Below are 15,617 nucleotides of genomic sequence, written 5' to 3' on the forward strand. Positions count from 1 at the left end.
TCCTCACACCTACGTATATGAAGATTCAATAAACACGACATAAATAATACAATTTATCTTTCCAACCAAGAGATAAATCTCTCAGGGAGGATATTGCAGCGATCAACGGGGAATATGCTGGATAAATAAAACGTATTTCAACTTTTAACTCAATAACATGGGTTTTCTATTATTTTTGTGATTGATTTCACTTTCCCCAATCCTAACAACGATGCCATATATGAATAAAATCCTTACGGGAATGCTTGTTCTGGTTCTTTCTCTCCAGGAAAGCTACTCTCAACCAGTCCCAAAACCCCGGCATTACCTGGCCTACTTTGTGACAAATGCGTTGACCATGGATGGAAAGCTGACGGAACCTTCCTGGGAGCAAGCCTCCTGGTCGGAACCTTTTCTGGATATACAGGGACCGGACTTCCCGAAACCACAGCAACTTACCCGAATGAAAATGCTTTGGGACAAAGAATTTCTATACATAGGTGTACGGCTGGAAGAAACTCACATCTGGGCAACCTATACCGAAAGGGAATCGGTGATCTTTCATGAAAATGACATCGAAGTATTTCTAGATCCCGATGGCGATACCCATCATTATTACGAATTGGAAATCAATGCCCTCGGAACTGTCTGGGATTTGATGCTCACACGCCCCTACCGCGACGGTGGTAAACCCATCAACGGATGGAACATCAATGACTTTCGCCATGCCGTACACCTGGAAGGAACCCCAAACGATCCCTCTGATGAAGATGACTACTGGTCCATTGAGATGGCCATTCCCTGGAAAAGCCTTTCCCAATCCGGACCTAATTACCGGGCTCCAAAATCTGGCAGCCAATGGAAAATTAATTTTTCGCGGGTTCAATGGCAGATTGAAGCCGATGAGTCCGGCTACAAAAAGAAAATCAACCCGAAGACGGGAAAACCCTTCCGGGAGGACAACTGGGTCTGGTCTCCCATGGGGTTGGTAAACATGCACCTACCCGATCGATGGGGTCTGGTCCAGTTTTCGGACTTTCCGGTAGGTACGGGAACGGATACCTTTGTGCCAAACGAGGACGAAAAGGTGAAAAGGGCATTGCGTGAAATTTACGAAGCCCAGCGGAAACTTTATGCTGCCCAGGGACATTATAGCACGGACCAGGTAGGCTTACAGTTAAACAATGAATTGGAGGAAATATTTTTTGAGGTAAGCAATACGCGGTTTAAGATTTCTTCCCCTTCATTGGTAACGCAAGACCAGCAATGGTACATTACGGAAGACGGCAGAATATGGAAAGAATGATACAAACCCTAAGAGATGGAGAAACTAAAAAGTAAGAGGGAGGGACCAGCCGTAAACTATCCCGGTATGAATATCCTAAATCGGCTACTGCTTTTCTGTTTGCTACCTGGATGCCTGGCAGCTTGCGAAGACGCCTCCCTGGAAAACCGCTCGCTGGTAAATATTTTGCTAATAGATGCCCCGGGAGATTTTGATGAAGTGTGGATAGAAGTGTTGGGCGTTGAAGTGTTGCCCTCCGGGGTCAGAGGCAGTGCGGAAAATGCCTCCTGGATTGATATTCCGTACCAGGCAGCAAGCAATACCGTACGGATCAGTGACCTGGTAAACGACCAAAGGCTGTTGATTGGCAGGGCAGAAATCCAATCCGGAACCATTTCCGGAATTCGCCTTCGACTAGGTGAAGAAATGTACCTGGTTCGGGATGAAATCCGAATTGATTTGACCCCCAGTTCAATCCTGGAAGAATTACTGGATCTGGAGGTATCCATTGACGTAGAGTCCGGCCTCTCATATGACGTGTATATTGATTTTGACCTGGCTCAATCCATTCAACAAAGCCCGGGAGAAAGTTTTCAATTAATCCCCGAAATAAGGGCTTTTGTCACCGACCAAACTGCAGCCATCAGGGGCACGGTGGTACCCAGGAATCTGCGACCTCATATTTTTGCGATAAACAATACCGATACCCTTGCCACACTAACCGAAAGCACCGGAGGCTTTTATCTGAAAGGTCTGCCACCTACAGATTACGGGATTTTTATTGATGCACCGAGCGGCTACCTGGATACCGCCTTCAGGGTGAGTACCAAACCGGATACGGTGATAGCTTTGCCAAATATAACCCTTCAGCCCCAAAACCCTTGATGGAAAAGAATCGCCTAACCCCTGCCCAAGACCTGCTGTTTATGCGTAGGGCCTTAGATCTGGCGTCCTTAGGCCAGGGGAAGGTCAGCCCCAACCCCTTGGTGGGCTGTGTGATTGTTCATAACGGGTTGGTAATCGGAGAAGGCTACCACGAGCAGTATGGGCAGGCGCACGCCGAAGTCAACGCCATCGCCAGGGTAAATGACAAGGAACTTCTTCCTTTCTCCACCTTATATGTCACCCTCGAACCCTGCGCCCACCATGGAAAAACCCCGCCTTGTGCGGATCTAGTCGTTCGTCATCAACTCAAAAGGGTGGTTATCGGTGCTGTAGACAGTAACCCGCTGGTTGGAGGAAAGGGAATCACTAAACTTGAGAAAGCAGGTATCAGGGTGGAAACGGGAATATTGGAAAAGGAAATACGCTATCAAAACCGGCGCTTTTTTACCCAGATGGAGAAAGGAAGGCCTTTTATACTGCTAAAATGGGCGCAAACCAGGGATGGTTTTATTGCACGGAGCAATTACGATAGCAAATGGATTAGCAACCCCCTGAGCCGGCAGTTGGTCCATCGCTGGCGGGCGGAGGAAAGTTCGATTCTGGTGGGAACAAACACTGCCCATTACGACAATCCGCAGCTGACGGTCCGGGACTGGACCGGAAAAAATCCGTTACGACTGGTGATAGATAGGCAACTGAGGCTTTCTCCTTCCTTAAAGCTGTTTGATGATTCCCAGCCTACCCTTATTTATAACCAGAAACAGGATAAGATTACCGGACAAACCCAATGGGTCCGATTGGATCCGGGTTTTACATTAAAAAGTATACTCGAAGACTTACACCAACGAAACATCCAAAGCCTGATGGTAGAGGGAGGCGCTGCCCTGCTCCGTGACTTTATAGGCCAGGGGTTATGGGATGAAGCCCGTGTGTTCACCGGGACGAGTCGATTCGGTTTGGGGATTCCGGCACCAATGCTTCCCGTGTACCCAACCGAACAAATCATGCTGGATCAGGACCTGCTGCAAACCTACACAAACCATGAGTGAAGAACTGAGCTTACCGGCCAATAGCGGAAAGAAAGAAATGTATATGGCGCTGCTTCCCCAACTAGAGGCCCTATTGGCAGGCGAAACTGACCTGACCGCCAATCTGGCGAATATGGCTGCCGTTTTAAAAGAGGCATTTGGGTTTTTATGGGTAGGCTTCTACCTGGTCAGGGAAAATCAACTGGTATTGGGACCCTTTCAGGGACCAGTGGCCTGCACTCGAATAGGTTTTGGCAAAGGTGTCTGTGGAAAAGCCTGGGAAACCGGCCAAACACTGCTCATTCCTGATGTTGAGGCCTTTCCAGGGCACATCGCCTGCAGCAGTGCCTCTCGCTCAGAAATAGTGGTGCCCCTTTTTTCCAACGGAAAGGTGGTAGCTGTACTGGATGTGGATTCCGAAAAATTGGCCCACTTTGATGCCACGGACCAGCTGTACCTGGAAAAAATGGTACAGCTAATTTCCTTTCCCGGATAAGCTGCCTTAATTTCACATTATGAAATCGAGCATGACTAGAACGTCACTCAGTGCGATGATAATAAGCATGCGAGATTCTCCCGATTAAGGATCGGGACAGGCTATGTGACCACCAAAATACAATTATAAACACATGAAAATTTGTTTTGCTACCAATAATCTGAAAAAGCTGGAAGAGGTAAAAGCTGCTTTGGGAGGTGAGTTTGAGATTGTATCCCTGGCAGATATCGGCTGCAAGGAGGAATTACCCGAGACGGGAGATACCCTACAGCATAATGCTTTCCAAAAAGCGCGGTTTGTGAAATCCCAATATGGTGTCGACTGCTTTGCCGACGATACCGGGCTGGAAGTGGACGCTCTGGACGGAGCCCCAGGGGTGTATTCCGGGAGGTTTGCCGGAGAACCACGAAGTGACGAAAGAAATCTGTCCCTCTTATTGGAAAAAATGGAAGGAAAGACAAACCGTAAAGCTTCATTCCGAACGGTCATCGCCCTACTTGTGGGGAGCGATTCTCATTCCTTTGAGGGTAAAGTAGCCGGTGAAATTCTTCAGCGCCCCTCCGGCAAACAGGGTTTTGGGTACGATCCCGTATTCCGGCCCGAAGGCTATGAAAAAACCTTTGCAGAATTAGCCCTACAGGAAAAAAATGCCATCAGCCATCGGGGCCGGGCTGTCCGGAAATTAGCCGATTTCCTGAAAGCTCATCATGCCGGAAAAAATCAGCGAACGTAATTGACAATCATTTTCATTCATGAATAACCCCTACATTATCGGCATTACGGGAGGAAGCGCCTCTGGAAAAACCCATTTTTTGGATCGATTGCTACACGCCTTTGAACCGGGACAGGTCTGCCTTATCTCCCAGGACAACTACTACAAGCCCCGCAACCTGCAGCCTCTGGATGAGCGAGGCATTACGAATTTTGACACCCCACATTCCATTGATTTTGAGCAATACGCAAGCGACATCCGAGCCATTCAGCAGGGGAAAAGAGTGCAGCGGCAGGAATATACGTTTAACAATCCCAACAAGAAACCCCGCATGCTCACCTTTGAGCCAGCGCCGGTGGTGGTGGTGGAAGGAATATTCGTGTTGTATTATCCGGAACTCGCCGCCCTACTGGACCTCAAAGTATACATTGATGCCAAGGACCATATCAAATTAAAAAGGAGGATCGTGCGGGATAAGGTAGAGCGAGGATATGACCTGGACGACGTGCTTTACCGGTACGAACAGCACGTGATGCCTACCTATGAAAAATACATTGCCCCATTCAAGCAGGATGCGGACCTGATTGTCCCCAACAACTATGGATTCGAAAAAGCGCTGGAGGTAATCCGAACGTTTCTACATGTAAAAATAGAAGGGACCCCATAACTACCACTTGGATGTACTACTGCTGGTCGGCTACAAGCCATCGAACTCCAATTAGCTAACCACTTGAAATACAAGTGCTTTGTAAGTTAAAATAATCATCAGAATAACTGGTATCTAAAAAAATATTTCTATATTTGCGGCCCATGGAAAATAACAGGACAAATAGCGGAATCCTACGCGAAAGGCTCACCCTCATGCTGGTGTTGCTTTTTTGTACCTTTATTTCTGTCTCCGAATTCACCGTACGGATGGATGCGGACAGCAGCCAATTTGATCTTCAGTTTGATGTGAGTGGAGACAACTCGGAGGGGGATTCGGGCGAAGAGGAAACATTTATCCATACAGCAATTGATGCCGTAGTTCCGTTTGCATTGGTAGTGGTAGATCATGCCTATCACCTCATTTATGAGGTTTCAGGTATAGGAAATCCGAGCTTAGCCTTCGATGCAGGCATTGGGCCTTCTTTCAATCAGCTGTTTGAAATACTTTTTGAGCAAATAATATCCGTGAACGCTCCCTGAAAGCAGGCTTATATAACTTCTTTCATTTTCGCCTGCGAACAAATCCTTTCGACTGCAGGAATATAGTCAACAAAAAATCACTTTATTAATCTAGAATCATGAAAAACAAAGGCATTATCGTTTTTTTAACGGTGGTCATTACCGGGTTGTGTTTGTACTACCTATCCTTCACACTGGTATCCAATAGTGTGCAGGAAAAAGCTACCACCTACGCTACGGATGAGTCAGGTAACATTGACTTTGACAAAAGGCAGACTTACCTGGATTCCGTTTGGCGGGAGCCAGTATATAATTTCCTGGGTATTCCCTTTACTTACCAGGAGGTAAAAAACACCGAATTGGGATTGGGATTGGATTTACAGGGAGGCATGCATGTGACCCTGGAGGTTTCCCCCATAGAAATCGTCAAAGGCCTGGCAGGAGGAAGTGAGGACCCGGAATTTAACGAAGCAGTAGCCGTTGCCAGTGAACGAGCTAAAACGGCAAACGAAAGTTTCGTGAACCTCTTTTACACTGCCTGGCAAGAAGAGGCGGGCGACCGGCAGCTAAATACGATCTTTGCTACTGCTGCCAACCGCGGAAGAATTTCTCTGGAATCTTCAGATACGGAAATTTTAAACATCATTGATGCAGAAATAGAAAATGCCATTGATCGGTCTTTTAACATTTTAAGAACCCGAATCGACCGGTTTGGCACCTCGCAACCTAATATCCAACGAATTCAGAACACAGGTAGAATTCAAATAGAACTTCCCGGTGTAGACAATGCAGAAAGGGTACGTAACCTTCTGCAGGGAGTAGCGAAATTGCAATTTTGGGAAGTAGCCGAATTTGATGAATACGGAGATGCCCTACAGCAGGTCAACGCCTTTTTGGTGGAGGAAGCCCAAAGCGAACAGCCACAGGCAACTGCAGAAGAAAACGATGCCCTGGCGGACACAACGGACCTGGAAAGTGATTTGGCCAGGCAATTGGCTGAAGAGAGTTCGGATGCGGATTCCTTAGGCATGGAGGTTTCTCCATTATTTTCGTTATTAAAGGCCAATTATGGGTTAGTTTATGAATTGAGGGACACCATTACCATAAACCGAATTCTTAATAGGGAGGATGTTCAATCCCTGCTTCCCCGGGACATTCGCTTTATGTGGTCAGTAAAACCCCAAGCTCAGGACGACATGGAATTACTGGAATTGCACGCCATCAAAGCTCCCCGTGGTACAGACCAGGCACCTTTGGAAGGAGACGTCATTACCGATGCCCGGCAGTCGCTTGATCAAACTTCCAGACCGGCGGTAAGCATGCAGATGAATGCTGAAGGGGCCAGGAACTGGAGACGCCTTACTGCTGCAAACATTGGCAATAGAATCGCTGTGGTTTTAGATAACTATGTTTACACCGCACCCACCGTTCAGGGGGAAATCCCTTCCGGGCAATCCGAAATTACCGGTAATTTCACCATGGAGGAGGCCAAGGATTTGGCCAATATTCTTAAGTCAGGAACCTTGCCAGCTCCTACCAACATTGTAGAAGAGGCCATCGTGGGTCCTACGTTGGGAATTGAAGCCCGAAATCAGGGTATCAACTCCATGATTGCCGGTTTAGTGCTGGTGGTTTTATTTATGGTATCCTATTATTCCAAGGGGGGATTTGTGGCCATCGCCGCCCTGCTTTTCAATATCTTCTTTATTCTTGGAATTTTGGCCCAATTGGGAGCCGCTCTTACCCTTCCGGGTATTGCCGGTATCGTACTGACAATCGGTATGTCCATTGATGCCAACGTCCTTATCTTTGAACGTATTAAAGAAGAATTGAGAAATGGAGCAGGTATTTTACAAGCAATCAGCAGTGGGTATGACAAAGCATTTAGTGCTATTCTAGACTCAAACGTCACGACCTTTCTGACAGGAGCCATTTTGTATGCGCTAGGTCAGGGTCCGGTTAAGGGCTTCGCCATCGTGCTGATGATTGGTATTGCTTCTTCGTTTTTCTCAGCCGTGTTTATTACCCGGGTAATCGTATACTGGATGAGCAAAAAAGGGGACAAAAGTTCCATCTCTTTTGCGACATCCTTTACAAGAAACTTGCTATCCGATCTTTCCATAGATTTTCTAGGCAAAAGAAAAATTGCCTACCTGATTTCGACTTCTATCATCGTCATAGGAATGATATTGGCACTCACCACCGGCTTGAAATTCGGAGTGGATTTTACAGGCGGAAGGTATTACATCGTGGAATTTAATGAAGCAGTTCCTGCTTCGGAGTTAAAAGTCGGATTGGATGGTGAATTTGGCGGATCCGTAGAGGTAAAAACGTACGGAGCTAATAATGTATTGAAAGTAACCACCTCTTATCTGGTAAACGAAGATAATGAGGAAGCAAACCGAGAGGTGGAATCAAAAATAAGGGAAGGTATTGGCGAAGTCACCGGTTTCAATTACATAGAAGATGCCACTCAAATGACAGAGGGTACTTTTGCGATCACCGGATCCAATAAGGTAGGAGCCACCGTAGCCGATGACATCAAAAATTCTTCCCTGGAAGCCATGTTTTTCTCCCTGGTAGCCATTTTCCTCTACATCTTGTTGCGATTCCGAAAATGGCAGTTTTCATTGGCGTCTATAATTGCATTGATACATGATGCTTTCTTCGTCATTGCTGCATTTGCCATCGCCAGTGCCTTTGGTGCTACTTTTGAAATTGACCAGGTATTCATAGCCGCGATGCTTACAGTAATCGGTTATTCCATTAACGATACCGTGATTGTGTTTGACCGGATTCGAGAAAATATCTCCAACCGGGGTACCGGAAAATTGGTTCAGATGTTCAACGATGCCATTAATCAGACCATGGCTCGAACTCTGATTACCTCTGCCACGACGCTGATCGTGGTGCTTGTCTTACTCGTTTTTGGGGGAGAAGTATTAAGAGGCTTTTCTTTTGCTTTATTGATAGGTGTACTGGTTGGTACTTATTCGTCCATATACATTGCCACCCCAGTAGTGGTGGATTTGATGAAGCGGGAGTTGGCCAATGAAGCTACGCCAACCACAAAAAAAGTAACAGAAGTAAAAAGTTAATTTCGATTTCCCGATTCTCATCACTTGAGAAAAAAGGTGTATAAGAAAAGCCGGTTCCTTCAGGACCGGCTTTTTTTGGTATAAAATGCAAAATTTATACCCCAAACAGGGTATTGATCAAGATTCGTGGTTTAAATAACTTGCAGTCAAAAATTTGCCCTTATGCCGGTCTCTTTTTATTCCATAGCCTTAGTTCTTGGGATCGTACTTTCTGCAGTGTACCTGCTTTTCGGAGATGAACTGAAAGAATATAAGAAAATCAATTCCCTGGTTTTACTGATTCTCATGAGTGAACTACTATCGGAGTCTATTTGGACGCTAAACAGCGCGAGTGGAAAGGATTCCTTTCTGCTATATAATATACTTTACGTCTACCTGAGACCAACGGTCATGCTCCTCCTCTTCAGTCATTTGCAATATTCATGTCACCTTCAAAGGAAAGTTTTACCTACTATGGGCGTATTTCTATTGCTTGGAATTCTGAATAGTTTATTTTTTCAATCCATCTTGGCAGACATCCAATCCTACAGTTTCCTGATTGGCCATGGAATGGTGTTGTTTTATTGCATTATTTTTTTTAAAGATATCCTTCATCAAAATAGGTACCGCGACGTAAACCTACTTTCCTTGCCTTATTTTTGGATGGCCTCCCTAATTCTATTTTCTTTTGGAGAAAGTTATATTTTTTTTATTTTAACCTATTATTTGCCCTCTCTGGGAAATTACAGCATGGGCCATATATTTCACTGGGTACAGTCCTTTGGGGGCATTATGTACCTTACCTTAGGCTTGTCTTTTTATGCTCCGTTGATTTTTAAGAGACGCTACAGTTATTAAGACAAGGATTGGTGAAAATATAGCTTTTTAATTTTAGCTGTAAGATGTAAATTTACCCACTCATTTTAAAAACGCTTTGTATGTCCTACTTATTTACTTCGGAGTCGGTTTCCGAAGGACACCCGGATAAAATATCCGATCAGATATCCGATGCCATCATTGATCATTTTTTGGCTTTTGATCCCAACTCCAAAGTAGCCTGCGAAACACTGGTAACTACCGGTCAGGTTGTCCTTGCAGGAGAAGTCAAATCTGACACCTACCTGGATGTTCAGAAAATCGCCAGGGATGTGATCAATAGGATTGGTTATACCAAAAGTGAATACATGTTTGATGGCAATTCCTGTGGGGTGTTATCCGCCATACACGAGCAATCTCCTGATATCAATCAGGGCGTGGACCGAAGCGATCCTGAAGAGCAAGGGGCCGGTGATCAGGGAATGATGTTTGGTTACGCCTCCAATGAAACTGATAATTATATTCCACTGGGTTTGGACCTCTCCCACCGATTATTAAGGGAATTAGCAAAACTTCGCCGGGAGAATAACCAGATCCAATATCTGAGGCCCGATTCCAAAGCGCAGGTGACCATTCAATACAGCGACGATCATATTCCTGAAAAAATCAATACCATCGTGGTGTCTACCCAGCATGATGATTTTTCAGAAGAGGCCGACATGCTGAAAAAAATCAAAAAGGACATCATTGAAATTCTTATCCCCAGGGTAAAGGCCCAGTTGCCCGCTTCGATTCAGAAGTTATTTACCGATGATATTATTTATCACATTAATCCGACGGGCAAATTTGTCATTGGGGGTCCCCATGGAGATACGGGGCTTACCGGAAGAAAAATTATTGTCGACACCTACGGAGGCAAAGGAGCTCATGGCGGAGGAGCCTTTTCTGGCAAGGATCCGTCCAAAGTAGATCGGTCTGCAGCCTATGCGACCCGCCATATCGCCAAAAACCTAGTGGCAGCCGGGGTAGCCGATGAAGTACTGGTACAGGTATCCTACGCCATAGGAGTGGCCAAACCCATGGGTATCTTTGTCAATACCTACGGCAACTCCAACGTGAAACTATCGGATGGTGAGATCGCAAAAAAAGTGGAAAAACTATTTGACATGCGGCCTTTCGCCATCGAAAACCGCCTCAAACTTCGCAATCCCATCTACGAAGAAACCGCTGCCTACGGCCATATGGGAAGGGAAAATGAAATCGTTTCCAAAACCTTCGTCTCTCCGGGTAGAGCCTCCATTACCTTGGATGTGGAATTATTTACCTGGGAAAAATTGGATCAGGTAGCCGCGATTAAAATGGAATTTGGTTTGTAATTACTGAATTTCTTACCCCATCTGAAAGCTGCCTCATCGGCGGCTTTTTTTATTGCTCCAATTCCGGTAAATTGTACCCAGCCTGCATTACGTAATCCACAAAATGAAACCGATGGACCATTTGAAAAACTACCTGGATAGCAGTCTCAACCTATTCCGGTTTTACAAAAGCCTGGGAGAAAAAGCCCTGGAGCAGGTTGCAGATGAAAACCTTTTCTGGCAACACAATGCCGACAGCAATAGCATGGCGACAATTGTCAAGCACATGGCAGGAAACATGCACTCCCGCTGGACGGATTTTTTAGAATCGGATGGAGAAAAGCCCTGGCGAAATCGTGATGGGGAGTTTGAAAATGATATCCGCAGCCGGGAAGAAATGATGCAGGTGTGGGAGGAAGGATGGAAGGTATTGTTCGCGGCTATAGAACCCCTTGCTCCAAGCGATTTTGAAAAAACCGTTTACATACAAAACAAGGCCCACACAGTAATGGATGCCATCAACCGACAGCTAACCCATTATGCTTCGCATGTAGGACAGCTGATATATTTAGGCAAAATGCTTCATTCCGATGCTTGGCAAAGCCTGAGTGTTCCCAAAGGACAATCAAAAACATTCAGTCAGAATGCCTTCAGGCAAGCAGGAAACGATTCCCTCTCTCCAAAGGAATTTCCTAAAAAATGATGAATATAAAACATGACTGGCACCGAAAGTGAAGCTGACAGGTTGTATGAAAAGCTGGTTCGGGAGGAACTCGGCATTTGGTTGTACCAAACCAAAAAGAAACCCTCCCTTGTAAACCGGCTGACCAAAGGCACGCAACGGTCCCTCAACAACCTCATACCTGAGAAAATACACCAAGCTATTACTTTCGCCATTGAAAAAATGGTCAAAGGAGTATTGGCCGGAAATGAATTCATTTCGCCAAAACCCTATCAAATGGAATACCTACGGCTTAAAGAATTCAAGGCAAGGAAAGCCATCCGATTTTACAAGAGAACTGCTTCCGTGGAGGGCGCCCTCACTGGGGCCGGCGGTATCTTAATGGGTTTCGCTGACCTTCCCGCATTTTTAGCCATCAAAATGAAAATGCTCTTTGAAATTTCTGCAGCCTATGGGTATGACGTCAGGGATTTCAAAGAGCGGGTATTTATCCTTACAATTTTTAAACTCACCTTTTCCAGTCAGAAAACCAGAAACGAAACGGTACTGCTGGTCGAAAACTGGAAAGAAAAGGCACTGGAGCTTCCCGATAATTTTGACAAATACGATTGGCGTACCTTCCAACTCGAATACCGAGACTACATGGATCTGGCCAAACTGGCACAATTAATCCCCGTAATTGGTGCCGGCGTAGGTGCAGTAGCCAACTACAAACTTACGCAACAACTTGGGGATACGGCCATTCAGGCATACCGCCTCCGGTTTTTCGCAGATAGAGAAGCCAGGTTGAATAACCCTTATTTCAAATAAACCCGCTGTCCCTTTGCTGCACTTTCTCGGGCGGCATCCAGAATTTCTACTACCACCATGTTATTTTCCAGGCTGGAAAGATCTCCAGGACTTACCTTTACGGTTCCCCGAACCACCGCAGCGAGGTACGAAAAGGGATCGTCGTAGGGGTATTTTCTAGCGGGAAGGGTTTGCACTGATTCTGAACCTTCTCCGGCAGTTCTGCTGACCAATCGGGTATTATTCTTGGCGACAAAATAGCCGGTTTTTCCATATACCTCCATGTCTTTACGGCTAAAAGGCCAATTCCAAGAGGCTTGGATGACCCCCTGAGTCTCCGGATAATCCAGGAGAATTGTCGCCTCATCATCCACTTCGGGATAAATATCCGGCTTTATTTGTTTGAGTTCGGCGGTAACTGAAATGGGCTTCTCCCCATTCATTAGCCAGGTCATCAGATTGGCTCCATAGCAGCCGAAATCTATGACCGCCCCTCCACCATTCTGCACCGGATCGGTGAGCCATTCCAGAAATTCCTGATTGACTCCAATTTCCATAGGCCCTTCGTGTCCGTCATTAATGATTACTCTTCGAAGGGGTCCTATAGGGGAATCGTAAGAAACCTGCTTTTTGACTTCATGATTACTCGCATACCAGGTAGTTTCGTAATTGGTCAGCAGGTGAATGTTGTGTTTTTTGGCCAGGGACTGCATTTCAAAGGCATGCTCCATACTTACTGCCAACGGCTTTTCCACCATCACGTGGATTCCTCTTGGCGCACAGGCTTGCACCACTTCCAAATGTTCGTAAATAGAACCAAAAGCAGTCACTGCTTCGGGACTGACTTCCTGAAACAGAGACTCCATATCCGAATACACCAAATCCATACTTAATCCATGACGGGCAGTAAACCTGCGGGCCAGGTCTTCGTTGGGCTCCACAATGCCTACAATCTCTATGTCGCCTTTATCCTCTCTTCCCAGGATCCAGTGCACGTGAGAATGCGTGAGTCCCACTACCGCAATTTTTACCGGTGATTGGGCCAGGCTTATCTGGATGCCGGAAAGAAGACAAAAAACAGTAATCAAAAGGGTTTTCATTTTCAGTTATTTTTAAAGGGTTCGAGTATCTTTTTGAAGTAGCCCTGGGAGTTTTCTCGTCTTCTTTCCCTGGCCTTTTGCCTCCGTTTTTTATTTTGCCTGGAACCTTTGACCAATACAGACCTGACGGATATTCCTACCTGCCCGCTGTACCAGGGCTCCCGTCCCAGCAAGTTTACATTCGGTTTATAATCTACAGAAAAGGTAATGCCCATCAAAGTCATTTCTACACCTCCTATAATATCCACTCCAAGTGTGTGATTGCCGTAAGTCTGAATAATTGTTCGGGTTTCTGGCACTTTCTTCCAGCTTTCCTCCAAGCCCAGTGCTATTCCTGCACCATAATAATAATTTAATCGTTTAGATAGCAGCGGTCGGTGTTTTTTAATTAACGCATGTACGGTCGTGTTGACGTTAAAATCGGATTGAAGAATGGCTTCCACCGAAAGGCCCTTTTGAATCCGCTGCTGTGCGGTAAGTCCCAACATACGGTAGGAATTGTTGTTGGCCAGTCGCAGACCCAAGGCAGTGCCGTAGGACTGCCCATAAGATTTACCTGCCATAGCGCAGCCAGCAAGGAACGTTATTATTACTACAAAAATGATTTTTTGCATAGGACATACCGGTAAGTTTGCCAAACCTCACAAAAAACCAGCCAATTCGACGTTTATTTCTGGATAAATGGCTTCACGTGCCACTGATTATCTATTTGCCAGTAGATTCCACATTAAAAATTTTGGGGTATTGCGAAACACAAATTAATAAGTAAATTTAACCTGTTTTCTAAAGCCAACGACTCATGAAATCCTTCCTATTCCTTATTTTTATTACGATTTGTCCTCAGCTTCTGGCACAAGATTTAGAAGGAGCATGGAAACTCACCCATCAAAACGGGGATCCAATCACCGATGAGGAATTTATTAAGATCTATCAGGATGGCTATTTTGCATTTGGGGCAAAAGAAATCGCCGGAGACAAATTTATGTATGCAGGAGGCGGTGAGTTCAGCCTGGATGGGAACACATACGAAGAGACCCTTGACTTTTTGACACTGGATCCGGAACAGGTAGGAACTACAAACGAATATACCTTGGATTTTGCCGATAACCGGATCGTTATATCAGGTAAAATAAAAGGGGAAACCTTGATTGAAATTTGGGAAAAAGTATCCTCCAGGGAAGACGATCTCACCAGAAATTGGGTGATTACGGGTAGAAAACGAGATGGTGAAATTTCTGAAATGACGCCAGGAGCCAGGAGGACAGTAAAAATTCTAAGTGGAGGTCGGTTCCAATGGATCGCATTTAATTCGGAAACAAAAGAATTTAGCGGTACCGGTGGTGGTACTTATGAAGCAGAGGATGGAAACTATACCGAAAACATCACTTTTTTTTCCAGAGATGATAATCGGGTGGGAGCGAAGCTAGAGTTTAAATACGAAATAATCGATGGCAAATGGCATCATAGCGGATTGAGCAGTACAGGTAATCCGATCTATGAAATCTGGTCTCCGTATGAAGAAGCCTATCAGCCATCAAAATAAGGATAAGCTGAATCGTACCACATTTTTTTCTTTATATGAATAGGAAAGAAATCAAGGAAAGAAGGCAATTTTTACTAAATAATCTACTGAAAGGTCTTTTTTATCTCGTTTTGCTGGTAGGCGTGTTTTTTTTGTTGCGTCATTTCAGTACCGAAGACCAACGATATGCCTGGTTCGGAAGTATTTACGACAACGTCGTATTGGTCGTAGGCCTTTTCGTTTTGTCTGAAATTTTCTTTGGTATCATACCACCGGAAGTTTTCATGCTTTGGTCACTCGAAACCGGGATGATCGGTCCCTATTTTTTCAGTATTGGCATCCTGGCCAGCATTTCTTATGGTGCCGGCTTTCTAAACTTTAATATGGGCAGATGGGTTCGGGATAAAGATTGGATCAATCGCACCCGGTTTCCGCGATTGAAAAAGTACATGGGTTTATTTGAAAAATTTGGTGGCTACCTGGTGGTAGTGGCCTCAATGACTCCGCTACCTTTTTCGGCCATTTCCTTACTTTCCGGAATGGGTGGGTTGGTTCCCAGAAGTTATTTGCTACTGAGTCTCTTTCGGATTCTCAGGTATTTTTTATATGCCTTGATTTTGTTTGGAGTAGAAAACCTGTAATTGATAAAAGAGAAAAGTATCCGTAGGAGCAGTCTGCAAATAGTAGGGTAATTCTCATATTTTTTGCCAGATTCACTAAATCT

At 45.3% G+C, this 15,617-nt stretch carries 16 protein-coding genes; 14 read left to right on the top strand and 2 right to left on the bottom strand.

Going from position 1 to position 15,617, the window contains the following annotated elements:
• Positions 1-220: 220 nt before the first annotated feature.
• The 12 genes from GKS34_RS11840 (at position 221) to GKS34_RS11895 (ending at position 12,292) form a co-directional block, all read left to right on the top strand.
• Positions 221-1,285: a carbohydrate-binding family 9-like protein gene (locus GKS34_RS11840; protein ID WP_163385041.1), complete on the top strand. Its 1,065-nt coding sequence runs from the start codon at positions 221-223 to the stop codon at positions 1,283-1,285.
• 15 nt (positions 1,286-1,300) lie between these two features.
• Complete coding sequence (locus GKS34_RS11845; RefSeq protein ID WP_163385042.1) at positions 1,301-2,149, top strand: DUF4382 domain-containing protein; 849 nt, start codon at positions 1,301-1,303, stop codon at positions 2,147-2,149.
• A complete protein-coding gene (gene ribD / locus GKS34_RS11850) occupies positions 2,149-3,198 on the top strand; it encodes a bifunctional diaminohydroxyphosphoribosylaminopyrimidine deaminase/5-amino-6-(5-phosphoribosylamino)uracil reductase RibD (RefSeq protein WP_240459282.1) in 1,050 nt (349 codons plus the stop codon). The genes GKS34_RS11845 and ribD overlap by 1 nt, the downstream gene beginning before the upstream one ends.
• Positions 3,191-3,673 (top strand): free L-methionine (R)-S-oxide reductase MsrC, encoded by a 483-nt coding sequence (locus tag GKS34_RS11855; protein WP_163385043.1) that lies wholly within the window; start codon positions 3,191-3,193, stop codon positions 3,671-3,673. The genes ribD and GKS34_RS11855 overlap by 8 nt, the downstream gene beginning before the upstream one ends.
• 133 nt (positions 3,674-3,806) lie before the next feature.
• On the top strand, positions 3,807-4,406 hold the full coding sequence (locus GKS34_RS11860; protein WP_163385044.1) for a non-canonical purine NTP diphosphatase: 600 nt from the start codon (positions 3,807-3,809) through the stop codon (positions 4,404-4,406).
• Between the two features lie 19 nt (positions 4,407-4,425).
• Positions 4,426-5,052: a uridine kinase gene (gene udk / locus GKS34_RS11865; protein WP_163385045.1), complete on the top strand. Its 627-nt coding sequence runs from the start codon at positions 4,426-4,428 to the stop codon at positions 5,050-5,052.
• A 143-nt stretch (positions 5,053-5,195) separates the two neighbouring features.
• Positions 5,196-5,573 carry a hypothetical protein gene (locus GKS34_RS11870; protein WP_163385046.1) on the top strand — a complete coding sequence of 126 codons (378 nt, stop codon included), beginning with the start codon at positions 5,196-5,198 and terminating at the stop codon, positions 5,571-5,573.
• A 98-nt stretch (positions 5,574-5,671) separates the two neighbouring features.
• Positions 5,672-8,650, top strand: coding sequence for a protein translocase subunit SecDF (secDF, locus tag GKS34_RS11875; protein ID WP_163385047.1), 2,979 nt, complete (start codon positions 5,672-5,674; stop codon positions 8,648-8,650).
• 162 nt (positions 8,651-8,812) lie between these two features.
• Positions 8,813-9,487, top strand: coding sequence for a hypothetical protein (locus GKS34_RS11880; protein WP_163385048.1), 675 nt, complete (start codon positions 8,813-8,815; stop codon positions 9,485-9,487).
• Positions 9,488-9,567: 80 nt separating this feature from the next.
• Entirely contained in the window at positions 9,568-10,821 is a 1,254-nt protein-coding gene (metK, locus tag GKS34_RS11885) for a methionine adenosyltransferase (protein WP_163385049.1), read from the top strand.
• 112 nt (positions 10,822-10,933) lie between these two features.
• Positions 10,934-11,503 (top strand): DUF1572 family protein, encoded by a 570-nt coding sequence (locus tag GKS34_RS11890; RefSeq protein WP_163385050.1) that lies wholly within the window; start codon positions 10,934-10,936, stop codon positions 11,501-11,503.
• Positions 11,504-11,515: 12 nt separating this feature from the next.
• The gene (locus GKS34_RS11895) at positions 11,516-12,292 is read left to right on the top strand and encodes an EcsC family protein (protein ID WP_163385051.1); all 777 of its coding nucleotides are present in this window, start codon (positions 11,516-11,518) and stop codon (positions 12,290-12,292) included.
• Here GKS34_RS11895 and GKS34_RS11900 read toward each other — a convergent pair.
• Positions 12,280-13,371, bottom strand: coding sequence for a Gfo/Idh/MocA family protein (locus tag GKS34_RS11900; RefSeq protein ID WP_163385052.1), 1,092 nt, complete (start codon positions 13,369-13,371; stop codon positions 12,280-12,282). The two genes, GKS34_RS11895 and GKS34_RS11900, sit on opposite strands and share 13 nt — an antisense overlap.
• A gap of 2 nt (positions 13,372-13,373) precedes the next feature.
• Entirely contained in the window at positions 13,374-13,985 is a 612-nt protein-coding gene (locus tag GKS34_RS11905; protein WP_163385053.1) for a hypothetical protein, read from the bottom strand.
• 185 nt (positions 13,986-14,170) lie between these two features.
• Here GKS34_RS11905 and GKS34_RS11910 point away from each other — a divergent pair, with 185 nt between their 5' ends.
• A complete protein-coding gene (locus GKS34_RS11910) occupies positions 14,171-14,914 on the top strand; it encodes a DUF4488 domain-containing protein (protein ID WP_163385054.1) in 744 nt (247 codons plus the stop codon).
• A 35-nt stretch (positions 14,915-14,949) separates the two neighbouring features.
• A complete protein-coding gene (locus GKS34_RS11915) occupies positions 14,950-15,534 on the top strand; it encodes a VTT domain-containing protein (protein ID WP_163385055.1) in 585 nt (194 codons plus the stop codon).
• Positions 15,535-15,617 lie beyond the last annotated feature (83 nt).

Origin of the sequence: Cyclobacterium jeungdonense (genome assembly GCF_010994275.1) — a bacterium.
Lineage (GTDB): Bacteria > Bacteroidota > Bacteroidia > Cytophagales > Cyclobacteriaceae > Cyclobacterium > Cyclobacterium jeungdonense.

Bases quoted from the DNA above. Each gene is read 5' to 3' on its own strand.
- GKS34_RS11840 (WP_163385041.1), top strand. From the start codon at position 221: ATGAATAAAATCCTTACGGGAATGCTTGTTCTGGTTCTTTCTCTCCAG.
- GKS34_RS11845 (WP_163385042.1), top strand. From the start codon at position 1,301: ATGGAGAAACTAAAAAGTAAGAGGGAGGGACCAGCCGTAAACTATCCC.
- ribD (WP_240459282.1), top strand. From the start codon at position 2,149: ATGGAAAAGAATCGCCTAACCCCTGCCCAAGACCTGCTGTTTATGCGT.
- GKS34_RS11855 (WP_163385043.1), top strand. From the start codon at position 3,191: ATGAGTGAAGAACTGAGCTTACCGGCCAATAGCGGAAAGAAAGAAATG.
- GKS34_RS11860 (WP_163385044.1), top strand. From the start codon at position 3,807: ATGAAAATTTGTTTTGCTACCAATAATCTGAAAAAGCTGGAAGAGGTA.
- udk (WP_163385045.1), top strand. From the start codon at position 4,426: ATGAATAACCCCTACATTATCGGCATTACGGGAGGAAGCGCCTCTGGA.
- GKS34_RS11870 (WP_163385046.1), top strand. From the start codon at position 5,196: ATGGAAAATAACAGGACAAATAGCGGAATCCTACGCGAAAGGCTCACC.
- secDF (WP_163385047.1), top strand. From the start codon at position 5,672: ATGAAAAACAAAGGCATTATCGTTTTTTTAACGGTGGTCATTACCGGG.
- GKS34_RS11880 (WP_163385048.1), top strand. From the start codon at position 8,813: ATGCCGGTCTCTTTTTATTCCATAGCCTTAGTTCTTGGGATCGTACTT.
- metK (WP_163385049.1), top strand. From the start codon at position 9,568: ATGTCCTACTTATTTACTTCGGAGTCGGTTTCCGAAGGACACCCGGAT.
- GKS34_RS11890 (WP_163385050.1), top strand. From the start codon at position 10,934: ATGGACCATTTGAAAAACTACCTGGATAGCAGTCTCAACCTATTCCGG.
- GKS34_RS11895 (WP_163385051.1), top strand. From the start codon at position 11,516: ATGACTGGCACCGAAAGTGAAGCTGACAGGTTGTATGAAAAGCTGGTT.
- GKS34_RS11900 (WP_163385052.1), bottom strand. From the start codon at position 13,371: ATGAAAACCCTTTTGATTACTGTTTTTTGTCTTCTTTCCGGCATCCAG.
- GKS34_RS11905 (WP_163385053.1), bottom strand. From the start codon at position 13,985: ATGCAAAAAATCATTTTTGTAGTAATAATAACGTTCCTTGCTGGCTGC.
- GKS34_RS11910 (WP_163385054.1), top strand. From the start codon at position 14,171: ATGAAATCCTTCCTATTCCTTATTTTTATTACGATTTGTCCTCAGCTT.
- GKS34_RS11915 (WP_163385055.1), top strand. From the start codon at position 14,950: ATGAATAGGAAAGAAATCAAGGAAAGAAGGCAATTTTTACTAAATAAT.